The following is a 15,239-nucleotide window of genomic DNA, read 5'->3' as shown; positions in this document are numbered from 1 at the left end:
TAATATTAGCTGAATTTGAATGGTTTGACCAGACTTATTGGAGTATGCTGTAGTGATATTCGGGGAATCTATTAATCCCAATCCATATAAAACGTTGCTTTCAATTTCCCCTTTTCACATGCTGGGCAACTCATATGAACAGGCACATTGTTTTCAATGTGTTCCTGCTCCATAACACTCGCGCATCTAGGACAAGCATAAGAAATTTTATACTGTGATGAGTCCGATATCATCTCAATAAACAGTTCATTGCGGATGGCCTGACAGACCGGACATACATATATCGCGTCATAAGCGTCATATCTCGTCGAAGGGTTGCCTATGAATTCCCCAATACGTCGTTTAAGGACAGTATCCTGTACAAACGAAGCAATGGATTCCAAACTCATATATGAAAAACCAAACCCTACAAATATGTTCTTAGTATAAGCACAGGTATCACAGTCCAGCTTGTACGCTTCCCCCATGTTTATCACTCCCCAACTCTTCATGCAGTTATTGAAGCCTCATTTATTTCTTTACGAGACTTGCTGCATGCGTGACCTGGTTTCTCCCGCCACTCTTAGAAGCATACAGTGCCAAATCCGCTTGATGAACTATCGATTGTTCCGTATCCGCTGGCGTAACCGTTGCCACACCAATACTCACAGTTATGCTGTATTCTCCCCAATCCCTTGAGGCCGTCGTGGAGCGATATCTTTCTGCTGTACGAATAGCTTCCTCTTGATCGATGCCCGGAAGAATAATGACAAACTCCTCACCACCATAACGAGCGACAATGTCCATTTCCCGTGACATGGATTGTAGTAACTCAGCCAGATGAGTGAGCACCAGGTCGCCCACCGGATGACCATAAGTATCATTAATGCTTTTGAAACGATCAATATCGATGATCAGCAGCGAAAAAGGTGTTCCGGTCTCTTGAAAAGAGGCTAGACTGACTAGTAATTGATCTTGAAAATATCTTCTATTTTTAAGCCCGGTTAACGGGTCGGTTGACGCCATCGTTTCTAGCTGGAGATTGATTCGCACCAATTCCTGCTGTTTGATTTCATATTCTGCGTGCAACCGTTCAAGCTTCTGGTTGGCTTCATTCGTCGCCTGATATAATTCCTGAAGCTTGGTTTTGGTCTGTAGTATATCTTTTTCATGTTCAATTCGCTTACGCATCATTAGCACTACACAATCAATAACAGCTTCTCCGTTTCGTTCCTGGCGAACCCCGTTTAGAAGTACAGGCACATCCTGTCGATCACTTGTCCGAAACGAAAAGTACATCTCATCGACACGCCCGTACAACTGGATATAGGGATAAAAATAAGTATGAAAAAATAGCTTGTTCGTAACAGACATTGTCGTTTCAATCGGCTGTCCAAGCAATTGATCGTGTTCATAAAGAAGCATGTCCAATAAAGTTTGATTTACCGATTGAATGATCCCAGCGTCCGAAATTGAAAAGTATCCACAGGGAGCTTTATCTAATTGAATATCCATTGCATGACTGCCTTTCATTCGATATTACACACTGGCTAAATATTCTTTGATTAAATCGCTCGTTTCTCCTGGTTGGCTTAAATGAGGATAATGCCCCTTTGCTCTCATCTGCTGAAGTCTGCTATTTCTAAGATGGGTATGCAAATAATCCCCTACCTCAATCGGAGCAATACTATCGTCTGAGCACTGGAGAATAAGCGTAGGAACCGAAGCATGCTGAAGATCGAAACGGCAATCTGAAAAAAATGTAACCTCTGCGAATTGCCGTGCAATATGAGGATCTCTTGAACAAAATGCTTTTTCCAATTCTTCGGTTAAGTCCCCTCGCTCGGGATTCTGCATAGCAATGGGTGCCATGTAACTAGCCCAGCCAATAAAGTTCATTTGCATCATATCCAGTAATTCATCAATATCACTTTTATCGAAGCCTCCATAATAAGAAGGCAGGTCATTCACATAGCGTGGAGAAGGACCGAGCATGACAATGCGTTCAAAATATTGAGGGCTGCGGATGGATGCGAGCATTCCGATCATGCTGCTAACGGAGTGTCCGACGAATATGGTATTTCGTAAGTCTAACGCTTCCATAATATCCAGCACATCTTGGGCATACCCTTGCAAGTCACTGTATTTTTTGGAATCATAGTATTTTATTTGAGAATCTCCGGAACCAACGTAATCAAATAAGACGAGTTGGTAGTTGTCGATAAAGCTAGGGACGATATAACGCCACATATCCTGGTCGCATCCAAAGCCGTGAGCCAACACAATCGTCTGGCTACCTGTGCCCAGCACTTTTACATTATTACGTAGGAGAATATCAACGGTCATTGTAAATCACCTCTCTGAGGTAGTATCTGTTCTATGGCTTCTCTTCCCTATTATATCGGAAAAGATCTGATTATGGATAATGGATCTCATTCATAAATCCAGCGTTTAATGATCCCTTTTACCTTGTGCACATGTTGCTGTGATAAGGAACAAATAATAACTAATTCATTTTTCCCATTCGTATCTAACCAATAGTGTACGTCATCCTCTTCATGAACCGTTTCTTGAATGATTCTGATGGATTTATGACTTAATTTTGATTTAGCCGAAAAAATGGGGTTCATATCCATGACTTTCTGACCATTAGAAAAAGATGTGTTGTAATAAGGAATCACCCAGTTCTCCTTATCCTGATCTTGTACTACATTTAGAAATACACGCACCCAATAATCCTCTAGTTCTGTGTAACTCTGTTCATTCAACCCATTCAAATTCATACATGTATCCACTCCAAGTTATTCATCTATAAACTTAAAAAAAGTCTCGCCCTGTGATCTACATTTCCATGACGGAATGCACAATTCACAGACCGAGACTTTTTTTCAATCTTTATTTTGCATCAATATCATTCGTGATTTTCTCTATTAAACCTCTCAAACCTTGGTTAGTTTCATTCAATTGATCGATAATATTCATAAACTCCGACACAAGCTTGGCCTGCTCTTGGGAAGATACCGTAATCTGCGTAATCTCTTGTTCCATGTTATAAACGGATTGTCTGACAGCTTGCAAGGATTGCTCGATTCGTCCAGTTGCTTCCTTAGTGCCCGTAGACATCTTGCGGATTTCTGCAGCGACAACTCCAAACCCTGCTCCTGCCTCACCCACCCGAGCAGCTTCAATGGCTGCATTTAATCCAAGCAAGTTTGTCTGCTCTGAAATTTCCTTGATGTAGCCTGCCACCTCAGTCACATTACCAGAATCCTCAACCGCCTTTTTCGTATTGCTTAAAATGTCCTCGGCCGTCGCACTAAGCTCCTCCGAATGGGCCGCCACATGCTGAATCCCTTCAACTAGCTTGCTTGTAACATCCTCTGCTTGACTCATCAACTTCTTCAGTTGATCTTGATTATCCGTACTATAGGTGATGCACATTACTGCCTCGATCTCATTCTGTTCATTCTTTATCGGATGAAAGTAAGAATTAGCAGCAAACCCAAAAACTTCGGCATCATAACGCACTCTGGTCTTTTCTCCGCCTACTAGCATTTTGAAGTTCTTGTGTACATCAGGAAGAGGGTCGCCTGCCTTGAAGTCATAGACTAAACTTTTACCCGACTGAAAGAATAGAAATTTTTCCCTATTCATTACGGAAATTAAAACATCTTGTCGTGCAGCTTCTCTAATCAACGGCATGGCAGTCAAAACAGCTTCTACTTGATTCATAATATGTATCCACTTCCTTATATTTTGTTATCCATCCTACCCTCTATGTCGACATTTTCATCCCATGTGTTTAGTGAATTAACATACTATTGGCTAGGTTGAGTCCCTAATTTGTATACATTTACCGTAGTTTCCTGAAGGGGAGTCGTTTTTAAATCCAAACAGCGCATACCTATGGAATAGGCACGCGCTGACTGTACAACTTTTTGAAGACACACACGAAGCATTAATCCAGCTGTTCTCCATTGGTTTCGATCACGCTCTTATACCAATAGAAGCTCTTCTTTCTGGATCTGGCAAGTGTTCCTTTACCTTCATTATCCTTATCGACGTATATGAATCCATAGCGTTTTTTCATTTCACCGGTTCCCGCACTTACCAGATCAATACATCCCCAAGGCGTATAACCTATTAAATCTACTCCATCAGCAATAGCTTCTTTCATTTGCTCAATGTGTTGCTTCAAATAATCAATTCGATAATCATCCTGAATGGAGCCATCTTCTTCCACGGTATCCACAGCACCCAGGCCATTCTCCACAACCATTAACGGAATTTCATATCGGTTATAAATGTTATTGAGGGACCATCTCAATCCCTGTGGATCGATTTGCCAGTCCCAGGCGCTTGCTTTTAAGTAGGGATTCTTTAATCCCATGGATAAATTGCCACCCACCTTCTCCTGATTGGGGTCTGCACTGACACAAGTAGATGAATAATAACTGAAGGTATAAAAATCTACGCAACCTTCTTTTAAGACATCCTCATCATTGTCCTGCATCGTAATTTGGATATTATGTTCTTTAAAATATCGTTTAGCATATCCCGGATAAGCACCTCTTACTTGAACATCTGAGCATAGGAAATTACTCAAATTATCCTTTTGTTGAGCCAGCAAAACATCATCAGGGTTACAGGTAAGTGGATATGAACACATATAAGCAATCATACAGCCAATTTTAAAATCCTTATTGATCTCATGTCCCAGCTTTACCGCCTTTGCGCTGGCTACAAATTGATGATGCAAAGCTTGATACAGTACCTGCTCATCCTTCACTGTAGCATGGGCAAGCTCTCCATTTCCCTCTGGCATCATCGCTCCGGCCATGAACGCTCCGAAAGACAAGGTTAAGATATTGATTTCATTAAAGGTGAGCCAGTATTTTACGACATCTTTGTATCTGTTAAAAAGCACTTCACAATATCTTACATAAAAATCGACGACTCTGCGGTCTGACCAGCCATTATATTTTTGGGCTAAATGGAATGGTGCTTCATAATGTGAGATTGTAACCAAAGGCTCAATGTTGTACTTTTTCAATTCTGCGAACACACGATCATAGAACTGCAAGCCTTGCTCATTCGGCTCTGTATCATCTCCGTTAGGAAATATTCTGGACCAAGCAATCGACATTCTAAAGACCTTGAAACCCATTTCAGCAAATAATCGGATATCCTCTTTATAATGATGGTAGAAATCAATCGCCTCGTGACTTGGATAGTTCATGCCTTCTTCCAACACAGGCGTAATTCTTCGGGAAACAGTATGAGTCCCGGCTGTTATGACATCAGCAGTGCTTAGTCCCTTACCATCCACGTTATATCCACCCTCAAATTGGTTAGCAGCCGTGGCCCCTCCCCATAAAAATCCTTGTGGAAACTTCTTGGTTATAATATTGTTCATTGCTCATTCCTCCTAAAATATTGGTAGCTTAGACCATGACCGTCAATAAATCCTCTTTATAACCAATCGTCTTTTTCTCCGTTTCAATGACATCCAAGTAACTTGTAGTGTTGGCAACGATCACAGGGGTAGTCAGAACGTAACCTGCCTTTTTGATCGCCTCCATATCAAACTCCATGAGCAATTGCCCTTTTTTGACGGCTTCCCCTTGTTTTACTTTGGGATAAAAATGTTTACCTTTTAATTTGACCGTATCCTTGCCTACATGGATGAGGATCTCCACGCCCTGATCACTGGTAATTCCGATGGCATGACCTGACGAAAATAAGGATGTTAATACACCATCTACAGGTGAAACAACCTTGCCTTCGGAAGGCTCAATGGCAATCCCTTTACCCAAAGCACCTGTGGAAAAGGCTTCATCAGTTACCTCAGATAAAGGCTTTACGTCACCCATTAACGGACTGATCACCGTCTCCTGCCTTACTAATACTTCTCCTCCTTTTGCTACCCCTGTAGTACTCGCTTCCTTTTTCGTTTCTTTCACTTCATCATCTTTGAATCCGCCAAAGAACATAAGCAAGAAGCCTAATACGAAACTTACCAGGATACCGATAACAGCTCCATAAAATCCGCTGTCTATTCCTGACGGACTGATATAGCTCGGAATCGCGAAAATGCCCAAGCCGCCAATAATATAGCCTTTCGTTCCCATCATGCCTATAATACCGCCACCTACCGCAGACGCTATACAGCTTAAAATGAATGGTTTCTTACGTGGTAATGTAATCCCGTAAATCGCTGGTTCTGTCACACCAAAGATCCCGGAGATGACCGCTGGAATGGAAAGGGATCTCAGCTTTACGTTTTTGGTTTTGAACAAAATCGCCAGCACAACACCTGTTTGAGCAAAGGAAGCTCCCAGCGTCGCAGCAAGGATCGGATCGAATTTGAGCACCGCCAAGTTGTTCATAGCGATAGGAACAAGACCCCAGTGTAATCCAAAAATAACAAATACTTGCCAGAAAGCACCCATGATGGTACCTTCTATAATTGGGCTTAAGTTATACACAAAGAGCGTTGCTGCGCCAAGCAGTTGACCTGCCCAAGTCGAGAGCGGTCCAATCACAATCAGTGCTAATGGAACAATAACTAACAAGGTGAAAAACGGTACCAAGAATGTTCTCACTACGCTAGGGATGACCTTTTTAAAGAAATTTTCTATTTTTGCGCCTACATAGGTGGATATGATAATCGGAAGAACAGTTGATGCATAGCTCATCAGAATGACCGGAATACCTAAGAAGGTGATGTATACTGGTGACTCAAATATAGTGCCGCTAAATAGAGTGTATAGCGGTTTACCCGAGGCTGTTATCGTGCTAAAGGTTGGATAAACAAGTGACGCCCCGATCGCCATACCTATAAAAATGTTGGCATTGAACTTTTTGGCCGACGTATACCCCAGGAAAATAGGGAAGAAGTAGAACAAGCAATCTCCTAAAGCATTGAGAATTTGATAGGTACCTGATGTTGCGGTCAACCAGCCCAAGGCTACAAACAATGCTGTAAAGCCCTTAATCATACCCGTGGCACTCAAGACACCCAGCGTGGGTGTAAATACACCTGAAATGGTATCAATAAACCTATTGAACAAACTCACTTTTTCACCTGATGCTTCTTCGGAGTCACCTGCCTGGAAACCACCTATCGTGGCAACATCCGCATAAACCTCGGGCACATGATTACCGATCACCACTTGGTATTGCCCGCCGCTTTTTACCACAGTGACAACACCATCCATGTTTTTCAGAACCTCTGTATTGGCCTTATTTTCATCTTTTAGCTTGAATCGCAAGCGTGTAATACAATGAGTTAGACTATTTACATTTTCTTTGCCGCCGACATTTCTGATGATGTCTTGTGCTAATGTCTCATACTTCATTGTAACTGCCCCTTTATTTGTATTTATAAAAAAAGGCAAAACCAAAATAGATCAAATTCGATCTAGGTTGGTTTCGCCTGCATTACCAGTAACAATCCAAGGAGTTATTCAATTGGTCATTGAGTTACGCGCTGAATATGAATCGTTATATACAGTTTTTCTTCATCTGATAATACCGTGTCCAAGTATTTCTCAATCTTCAGCATACAGCTGTAAGCTTTTTTGTACTTTGCTTTCACTTGCCTTAATAGAAAATCATCTTCCAGTGCTAATTTTTCTTTTTGAATTAACCGCTGAAAGAAAAACCTTAAATGTGTAATAAATCGTTCATAGCTGGTCGAGTGTTCGTCTAGCGTAATATTGTAAGAGTACTTAATAATATTTAAGATATCCTGTATTTTTTGAGTTTGCTGAGCGACATCAGTTACTTTATGGTTGGAGCCGTTTACTTGAGCATTGATTAAATGAAGAGCTATATTCCCTGCTTCATCTTCAGACAATCGTTTACCTGTTTCGTCTTCAATAAACTCCAGTGCTTTTAAGCCAACTCCAAATTCTTTAGGATAAAATTTTTTAATTTCCCAGATGAGCGGGTTCGCATTTTTAAACCCTTCATCAAACATTTTAAATGCATTGTTCATGTGATCTGTAAGCGAAACATATACATAGTCACTCAGTTGTGCTTCCAATATGCTTTTTCCATATTCAATGATGTCATAGCATAACGAAACATATTCTGTAGGGACATCCTCTAACAATAATTTAAATTTTTCTGAAGCATCTTTTTGTTTAAGTACAAACACCTTTTCAATTAAATGCTCTTCTACTTGTTCTCCTGCATTCTTTTTGAATGCAATTCCACGACCCATAACAACAAATTCATGCCTTTTTGAATCTTTGGCTATTATGGCGTTATTATTAAATATCTTTGTTATGATCATTCTGGCTGCCCCCTGATCCCGTAATAATTTAAAAAAGGATTTAGATGCTGGGCGATATTTCAGATAGGTCACAAGACGGTAATAGCCGATCAACTTTCATTGCAAACCAAACTGTAAAGTGCAGTAAAGATCTACAACTCCATTGTATTGAAAGCGCATTCATAAAGAGAGATAAGCCCTACATCATCACTCACCTTTCTGTGATATTGCAAATCTGTATACAAAAAGAAAAGGCAAAACCCAACACATGGAAATCCAGTTCCATGTCCCGGGTTTTGCCTTTTCAGTAACAATCCCAAGATCATAATAACATCAAATTTAAGTTTTGCCAACAAAAATGTTTGCGCTTTCTCTTTGGGGGCAACACCTTGAATACGTCCCATTGCCATGATAAAAATGTCAGCCCCCAATATAGGACATGTTAATTTTTTTTTGGTTGTTTGCAGTCTCTTCAGTACGTTCATCGGAATACCGATCTAAGCGTTGTTCCCATACTGAAGTAATCGCATCGAGTAGTTCCTCATTATTCGCCCCGTTACGAAGCATCTGGCGCAAATCGAATCCGTCTGAAGCAAATAAACACGTATAAAACTTGCCATCAGAAGATAAACGGGCACGCGTGCAGGATGAGCAAAATGAATCAGAAACCGAAGTAATAAAGCCAACTTGCGCGTCGCTGTCTTTATAACGGTAACGTTTTGCCACTTCTCCAAAGTAATTTTGATCTATCGGCTCCAGCTCGTACGCATTCTTAAGACGCTCAATAATTTCTTCTTTTGTTACTACCTTTTTGAAGCTCCACCCGGTATCGTTACCTACATCCATAAACTCAATAAAACGAAGGGTTATTCCCTGCTCCTTAAAATAAGCGGCCATCGGCAAAATTTCAGAATCATTAACACCTTTTTGAACCACCATATTGACCTTGATCTCAAATCCGATTTTTCTTGCACAATCAATCTGCTTCAAAATAAAAGCAGGCTTAATGCCCCGTCCATTCATTCGCCCAAATAGCTCGGGGTTCAGAGCGTCTACACTGACATTCAGTCGTCGCAGCCCCGCATCATAGAGGCGCTGAGCCTGTTGCCCTAGTAGCAAGCCATTTGTGGTCAACCCCATATCCTCCACTCCGTTGATAGACAAAATTCGGGAGACAAGGTCGGGAAGATTCTGCCGCATTAATGGCTCACCGCCTGTGAGCCGGATTTTTTTGACCCCAAGGCCTACAAAGAGCTCCGTAAGGCGATGGATCTCTTCAAACGATAGGCATTCGCTTTTGGGAAGAAAGGCAAAATCGTCGCCGAAAATTTCTTTTGGCATACAGTAGGAACAGCGAAAATTGCAGCGATCCGTAACAGATATACGTAAATCACGAATCGGACGCCGCAATGGGTCCTTCAGCGGATGTGAACTCATGTGACCACCTTCTTTTTTTCATTAGCTGTATTTGACGTTGCGGACATGGACACATGACGAGCACTTTCACTAGCCGCCGCTGACAGGCGGAATAAAAGCTGCGATATCTCCATCCTGCAGTACATCTGTAAGCAACGCGTACTCCTCGTTTACTGCAATTCGTGTAGAATTGATCGGCATATCCGGGTATTTATCTGTGATCCAACTGTATAATTCCCCTACAGTTTGGCCTGCCAAATCTGCCATTTCTTCGAATTTTCCTGTTACTTCACGGAGTCCCGCAAAATAGTACAGCTTAATCATGACTGATTTCCTCCGGCTTTTTCTTTTGTTGTCCGATCCATTGTGTTCCGTTTTCCCATATCTCTCGCTTCCAGATCGGAACGATTTCCTTGATTCGTTCGATTGCGTATTCATTCGCCTTATACGCATCCGAGCGGTGTGGTGAAGAAACAGCAATGACAACGGCAATATCACCGATCTGAAGCTCACCAATCCGATGTGCAATTGCTACTCTTGTCCCTTCCCATTTCTGTTCAATTTCGCGGCCAATCTCTGCAAGCTTTTTCTCGGCCATAGGCACATAGGCCTCGTAAGCAAGATATAATGTCCGTACGCCTTGGGTCCACTCTCTTACATGCCCCGTAAACACGGTCACCGCTCCCGCTTCCGGTCTTAAGACATAGTCTGCATAAGTCTGCGGAAGAATGGGCTCCGTCACGATTTCAAATACTCTCATCTTTTCCACCTTCCAGCCACCTAACAAGCTACTCTGCTATGAAAACTCTATACATTATTTACATTTATCGGATCTATATCTCTTGTTCAACCAAACAACTGATGGTATAGCTTTTGACCTCTGGCAACACTTCCGATCCCGTGAATGAGGAGTCTTCCGTTTTTAAATAAAATCATTCGATGCTTAAAGGCATAAAATTCAACGAAATAAGGGGTCCTTTTTACATGTTCCGCCATAAGCCTGCCCATCTTCTCTGCATCGTCCAGCGTGATCGGACGATGAGGGTCTGGAAGAACCTGCACCACATCCCGCCCGCACAGCGCCGCATATGCCGAGCGATGGGTTGCTGTCAGTGCAGGAAACTCAGGCTGTTCTCCACAGGTTGGACAATCCTGATTCCGGATGCGGGAAATCCCTATGTCCATTTGCGTATTTTCCCATAGATCGAATAGATGAACCTTGCTGCGCATCTTATCACGTTTGCCGCTCAGCCACTTCATGGCTTCTGCACATTGGAGGGCGGCCGTCACTTGGACAGCAGGCGATATGATTCCAGCCGTATCACAGGTCTGATTGATCGCTGGCAGCGAAGGCAGAAGGCAGCGAAAACATGCCGACTTGCCCGGCACAAATGGAAAAACAACGCCTGTGCTTCCAACACAGGCGCCGTAAATCCATGGAATTTCAGCCTTTAGTGCAGCATCGTTTATAAGTAACCGAGTTTCAAAATTGTCCGTTGCATCCATCAGCAATGTGCTTTTACCAGCAAGCTCTTGAGCAAGCCCGGCATCCAGGCTGTCGAGATAGGTATACAAGCGTACGTCTTCTCGTATCGCCTTCAGTCTTTTTTCAGCAGCCATAACCTTGGGGAGCATTTGTACAGCATCCTGCTCCGTGAATAACTGCTGGCGTTGCAGATTCGACGTCTCCACATAATCACGGTCAACCAGGTGAATCTCTCCGACGCCCGCTCTTACTAATGTTTCAGCAATGGCGGAACCTAGTGCCCCGCAGCCGATAATGGTGACAACAGCTTCAGCCAGATTACGCTGTCCTTCACCGCCGATGGGTCTAAATAAGATCTGTCTTGAATAACGTTCCTTCATCACAATGTCCCCCTAACGTTGAAGAGCGATCGTTAACTTTGTGCTTATTCCTGTGGCTCTCGCTAGAAACGTTAAAGGTGCCTTTATAATTTCTTCACTCTTAATGCTTTACTGCTGAAGTTCCTTTTGTTTCTCAAAGTGGTTCTGCTCGGCAGCTACAGGGAAACGTGCTTGATAATATAGCCATATGACGAGAATCAGGCTAGCCAGTGCCACTTGGGAGAGCAGCATGAACCCAATGGAATATTGGCCAGTAGCGGCATGAATCGTCGATAGCAAGATCGGAGGGAAAAAGCCCCCCAGGCCACCCATCATGGATACAATTCCGTTCACTATACCTGCCTGTTTATTAAAATAAAATGGAACTAGCTTGAAAATGACACCGTTCCCGATTCCTGCACTCACAGCGATAGCCAAGCACCCTACGGTATACAAGGTGATGTCTGGAGAAAAAGCCAGAAGAATCGCAGCAACCGTATACACAGCAAACGTACCTACCAGCAGGAACAAGGGCTGAAAACGATCCGCCAGCCAGCCACCGATTGGACGGAAGAATGTAGCAATCGCGATAAAGCCTGCTGTACGCATCCCGGCATCCACTTTATCCAGTTCAAAGTTCGATACGAGGAAATTCGGTAGATACACCGTGAACGCTACAAATGAACCAAACGTAATAAAATAAAAGAGCGAGAAAAACCAAAGCTTTTCATTTTTGTAAACCCCTTTGATTTGCTCCATAATGGGGGTTTTGACTTTAGTTTCATGACGGTCCCCAAAGAAGAAATTCAAAACGATAAAAACAAGCAACAGGATCAGATACAGCTTAACTGTAAGTGCCCATCCTACCTGCGTCGCTACAATCGGAGCGGAGAAGGTCGTTACCGCTGTCCCCAGGTTGCCCACACCATACATCCCGTTGACAAAGCCATGTCTTTCCTTCGGATAATACTTTGGCAACGAAGTCACCCCAACCGAGAACACCGCTCCCCCAATTCCAAGGAACAAGCCACCGATAATTAAATCCGTCATCGTAGAAGCTTCACTGATATAGTAGACCGGAAACAAAAGCAAAACAAAGCTAACGAGAAAAACGATTCTTGCCCCGAAAATATTGGCATAATAACCAAGCGGAATGCGCAAAATCGATCCAAGCACGACCGGAATCGCCGTAACCATAGCCAATTTTCCGGGTGGAATAGCAATATCCTCCGTAATGAACGGCATGAGAGATGAAATGATGACCCATACCATAAATCCAAGAATCAGGTTCAATGTTTGTAGTGGCAACTGCATTTTTCTAATCATTTAACTCACCTTTTCAACTTTATTCTGTCGAATGTTTGATTTGTATTTTTCTGTTCCCATTGTAGCCGCTAGCCTTCCTTTCGAATATAGGGGACTCCCCTTTCCCGGTCAGGGGAGTCCCTGAAAATAAAAAAGCAGCTTCTCGTAAGAAGCTACTTGATTTATTCCAGGTATATTATTGGATGAAAGATGATCTTCTTCATCGGCTAAAAATCCAGCATTTTTTTCTTTAAGGCATATTGAACCAGTTCAGGCCGGCTTTTTAAATTCAGCTTTTCCATGATTTTAGCTTTGTTTGCTTCCACGGTCTTGACAGAGATGAACAGCTTTTCGGCAACTTCCTTGTTACCGTATCCCTTTGCGACCAGAGGGAGAATCTCCAACTCACGCTTGGACAGGATCTCATACGGATCCTCTGTTTGTGATGTTGTATCTTTTTTGATGAACTCACGCACGAGAGAAGTGGCCATTTTAGGATGGATATACGTCCCGCCCCCATGAATGGTGCGTATGGCAAGCAATAGCTCCTCATCGGGTGCATTTTTCAAAACATACCCTGAAGCACCGTTCTTCAAAATATGAAATAAATATTCTTCGTCATCATGCATTGTTAAAATCAGAATTTTAGTATCGGGGTGGTCCTCTTTAATTTTGCCTGTAGCGATCAATCCACTTTCGCCTGGAGGCATACTAAGGTCCATAATGAGAATATCCGGCTTATGTTTAGCTACCATAGTATACGCTTCAATACCGTCCGCAGCCGTTCCCACAACCTCCATATCCGATTGGAAGTTGAGGATCATGGAAAATCCACTTCGTACAATGGCATGGTCATCCGCTAATACAATTTTGATCAAGTTTCTATTCCTCCTCATGCCCAATCGGAATTTGTAAAAAGACTTTGGTTCCTTGACCAACATTAGAAAGGACGCCAAAACTTCCGCCTACCAGCTCTGCTCGCTCCTGCATACCATACAGACCAAGTCCCGTTCCAATAGGTTTGCCCCCTTTATCAAAGCCAATCCCATCATCCTCTACAGTTAAACGAAGCGAATGTTCATGCTCGGACAAAGAAACTTTAATGGTGTCGACCTGGGCATACTTCAACGCATTGAGCACAGCCTCCTGGCAGACGCGGTAAATGACTGTTTCTTTTTCACTTCCATACCGCTTTTGGGGAAGATCAGATACGAACTCAACCACTAGGCCAAAGCTTTGCTCGACCCGCTTAAAGTGGGAACGGAATGCCGCTTCAAGTCCAAAATCATCAAGGGTGGCAGGCCGGAGTTCCACAGACAGGTTACGGATATCATCCAGCAAGCGTGTCATGGATGCTTCCGTCTGCTTCATGTTTTTAATGAGCTGATCATCATTCGTCATGTATTTTAACACTCGTAGTTCAACAACCGCGCTCATCAATTCCTGGGCGACGCTGTCGTGCAGCTCTCTGGAAAGCCGTTTACGCTCGTTTTCCTGTGCTTCAATGACATGCTTCATCATTTTGTTTTGATATAATTTTTCCTGTGTCTGAAATTGCGGGGTCAAGTCTCTCAGCATCAGCACCCGGATTCCATTTGTAGAATCAACGGTGTGAAAAGAAGCGGCATAGGGAACCATACCATTGCTTTTTGTTTCCAAATAGACTTGAAAAGAAGCAAATTTGTCGGATTCAGGCACATTGAAGTAACAGTCAAGGCAGGTGCGGGGCTCTGTGTCGCTTGTATAACCCCTGCATGTTCCGCATAAAGCCTTGTCCTGTCCTTCATAGAGTTGAATGAGAACGTCATCGTCTACAATCTCCTCAGCCGCTGGGTTCATGGCTAGGGTTTTCCCTTCCCTATCAAAAAAGAAGATAGCTTCTGTGCTGTTCTCAAACATCTTCACCATTAGCGCACTCAAAGAGTCTGTCCCTATAGACAATGTCAATTCAAATCACTTCCTTCCCGTTCAACTCTCCAAATCCCTCATGTGCCAAGGCTTCCAAATCACGCATCATGGCTTCGGTCATCAGTTGTTCTTCTCGAAATCCACCCAATAGTACGCCCGCGACGCGAGCATCGTTCCACAGAGGCACAGCCCCGAGACTCTTGAGCTTTTCGGATTGAACGATCGGATAGTTAAATAGGTTCTCTGCCCCAACATATTGATGAACAGATGGAATAAAGACAGACTTCCCGGTTTTAAACACGACTCCTGCTATGCCCTTTCCAGATTGCAGCACAATCCGCTTAAATCGATCATTTAAATTGCCAGCGGCATTTTTCCATTTAATGACGTATTGATATTCGGCCGGTTCAACCAGAGCAAGTGCCATAAAATCATAACCGAAATGTTCGCGTATTCGCTCAAGCTCCCTTTGATAATCCATCTTATTATTCATCACTCTCTCCTA

Annotated in this window: 17 protein-coding genes; all 17 read right to left on the bottom strand. The window is 42.9% G+C overall.

The window, feature by feature from the left end; genetic code table 11:
• Positions 1-71: 71 nt before the first annotated feature.
• Positions 72-467 (bottom strand): hypothetical protein, encoded by a 396-nt coding sequence (locus KSP24_RS01285; RefSeq protein WP_216974278.1) that lies wholly within the window; start codon positions 465-467, stop codon positions 72-74.
• Positions 468-510: 43 nt separating this feature from the next.
• A complete protein-coding gene (locus KSP24_RS01280; RefSeq protein ID WP_216974277.1) occupies positions 511-1,494 on the bottom strand; it encodes a sensor domain-containing diguanylate cyclase in 984 nt (327 codons plus the stop codon).
• A 24-nt stretch (positions 1,495-1,518) separates the two neighbouring features.
• Positions 1,519-2,325 carry an alpha/beta fold hydrolase gene (locus KSP24_RS01275; RefSeq protein WP_216974276.1) on the bottom strand — a complete coding sequence of 269 codons (807 nt, stop codon included), beginning with the start codon at positions 2,323-2,325 and terminating at the stop codon, positions 1,519-1,521.
• An 86-nt stretch (positions 2,326-2,411) separates the two neighbouring features.
• A complete protein-coding gene (locus tag KSP24_RS01270) occupies positions 2,412-2,762 on the bottom strand; it encodes a hypothetical protein (RefSeq protein WP_216974275.1) in 351 nt (116 codons plus the stop codon).
• Positions 2,763-2,874: 112 nt separating this feature from the next.
• A complete protein-coding gene (locus KSP24_RS01265; RefSeq protein WP_216974274.1) occupies positions 2,875-3,711 on the bottom strand; it encodes a methyl-accepting chemotaxis protein in 837 nt (278 codons plus the stop codon).
• Positions 3,712-3,937: 226 nt separating this feature from the next.
• Positions 3,938-5,395, bottom strand: a complete 1,458-nt coding sequence (locus KSP24_RS01260) for a glycoside hydrolase family 1 protein (protein ID WP_216974273.1) — start codon at positions 5,393-5,395, stop codon at positions 3,938-3,940.
• A gap of 28 nt (positions 5,396-5,423) precedes the next feature.
• Positions 5,424-7,340, bottom strand: coding sequence for a beta-glucoside-specific PTS transporter subunit IIABC (locus KSP24_RS01255; RefSeq protein WP_216974272.1), 1,917 nt, complete (start codon positions 7,338-7,340; stop codon positions 5,424-5,426).
• A gap of 116 nt (positions 7,341-7,456) precedes the next feature.
• The gene (gene licT, locus KSP24_RS01250; protein WP_025679241.1) at positions 7,457-8,281 is read right to left on the bottom strand and encodes a BglG family transcription antiterminator LicT; all 825 of its coding nucleotides are present in this window, start codon (positions 8,279-8,281) and stop codon (positions 7,457-7,459) included.
• 131 nt (positions 8,282-8,412) lie between these two features.
• Positions 8,413-8,670 carry a hypothetical protein gene (locus KSP24_RS01245; protein WP_216974271.1) on the bottom strand — a complete coding sequence of 86 codons (258 nt, stop codon included), beginning with the start codon at positions 8,668-8,670 and terminating at the stop codon, positions 8,413-8,415.
• Between the two features lie 10 nt (positions 8,671-8,680).
• Positions 8,681-9,697 (bottom strand): GTP 3',8-cyclase MoaA, encoded by a 1,017-nt coding sequence (gene moaA / locus KSP24_RS01240; RefSeq protein ID WP_216974270.1) that lies wholly within the window; start codon positions 9,695-9,697, stop codon positions 8,681-8,683.
• 69 nt (positions 9,698-9,766) lie between these two features.
• Complete coding sequence (locus tag KSP24_RS01235) at positions 9,767-10,000, bottom strand: MoaD/ThiS family protein (protein WP_016821782.1); 234 nt, start codon at positions 9,998-10,000, stop codon at positions 9,767-9,769.
• Positions 9,993-10,436, bottom strand: coding sequence for a molybdenum cofactor biosynthesis protein MoaE (locus KSP24_RS01230; protein WP_064962177.1), 444 nt, complete (start codon positions 10,434-10,436; stop codon positions 9,993-9,995). The genes KSP24_RS01235 and KSP24_RS01230 overlap by 8 nt, the downstream gene beginning before the upstream one ends.
• Positions 10,437-10,522: 86 nt before the next feature.
• Entirely contained in the window at positions 10,523-11,542 is a 1,020-nt protein-coding gene (locus KSP24_RS01225) for a ThiF family adenylyltransferase (protein ID WP_216974269.1), read from the bottom strand.
• A gap of 108 nt (positions 11,543-11,650) precedes the next feature.
• A complete protein-coding gene (locus tag KSP24_RS01220; RefSeq protein ID WP_025679251.1) occupies positions 11,651-12,847 on the bottom strand; it encodes a nitrate/nitrite transporter in 1,197 nt (398 codons plus the stop codon).
• Between the two features lie 206 nt (positions 12,848-13,053).
• On the bottom strand, positions 13,054-13,701 hold the full coding sequence (locus KSP24_RS01215; protein ID WP_040103856.1) for a response regulator transcription factor: 648 nt from the start codon (positions 13,699-13,701) through the stop codon (positions 13,054-13,056).
• 7 nt (positions 13,702-13,708) lie between these two features.
• On the bottom strand, positions 13,709-14,773 hold the full coding sequence (locus tag KSP24_RS01210) for a PAS domain-containing sensor histidine kinase (RefSeq protein WP_040103190.1): 1,065 nt from the start codon (positions 14,771-14,773) through the stop codon (positions 13,709-13,711).
• A 1-nt stretch (position 14,774) separates the two neighbouring features.
• Complete coding sequence (locus tag KSP24_RS01205; RefSeq protein ID WP_013372380.1) at positions 14,775-15,227, bottom strand: GAF domain-containing protein; 453 nt, start codon at positions 15,225-15,227, stop codon at positions 14,775-14,777.
• Positions 15,228-15,239 lie beyond the last annotated feature (12 nt).

Source organism: Paenibacillus sp. AK121 (assembly GCF_019042715.1).
In the GTDB taxonomy this organism is placed as follows: Bacteria; Bacillota; Bacilli; order Paenibacillales; family Paenibacillaceae; genus Paenibacillus; species Paenibacillus polymyxa_C.
Note: the sequence above shows the minus strand (reverse complement) of the source record. Positions and strands in the feature narration are given on the sequence as shown.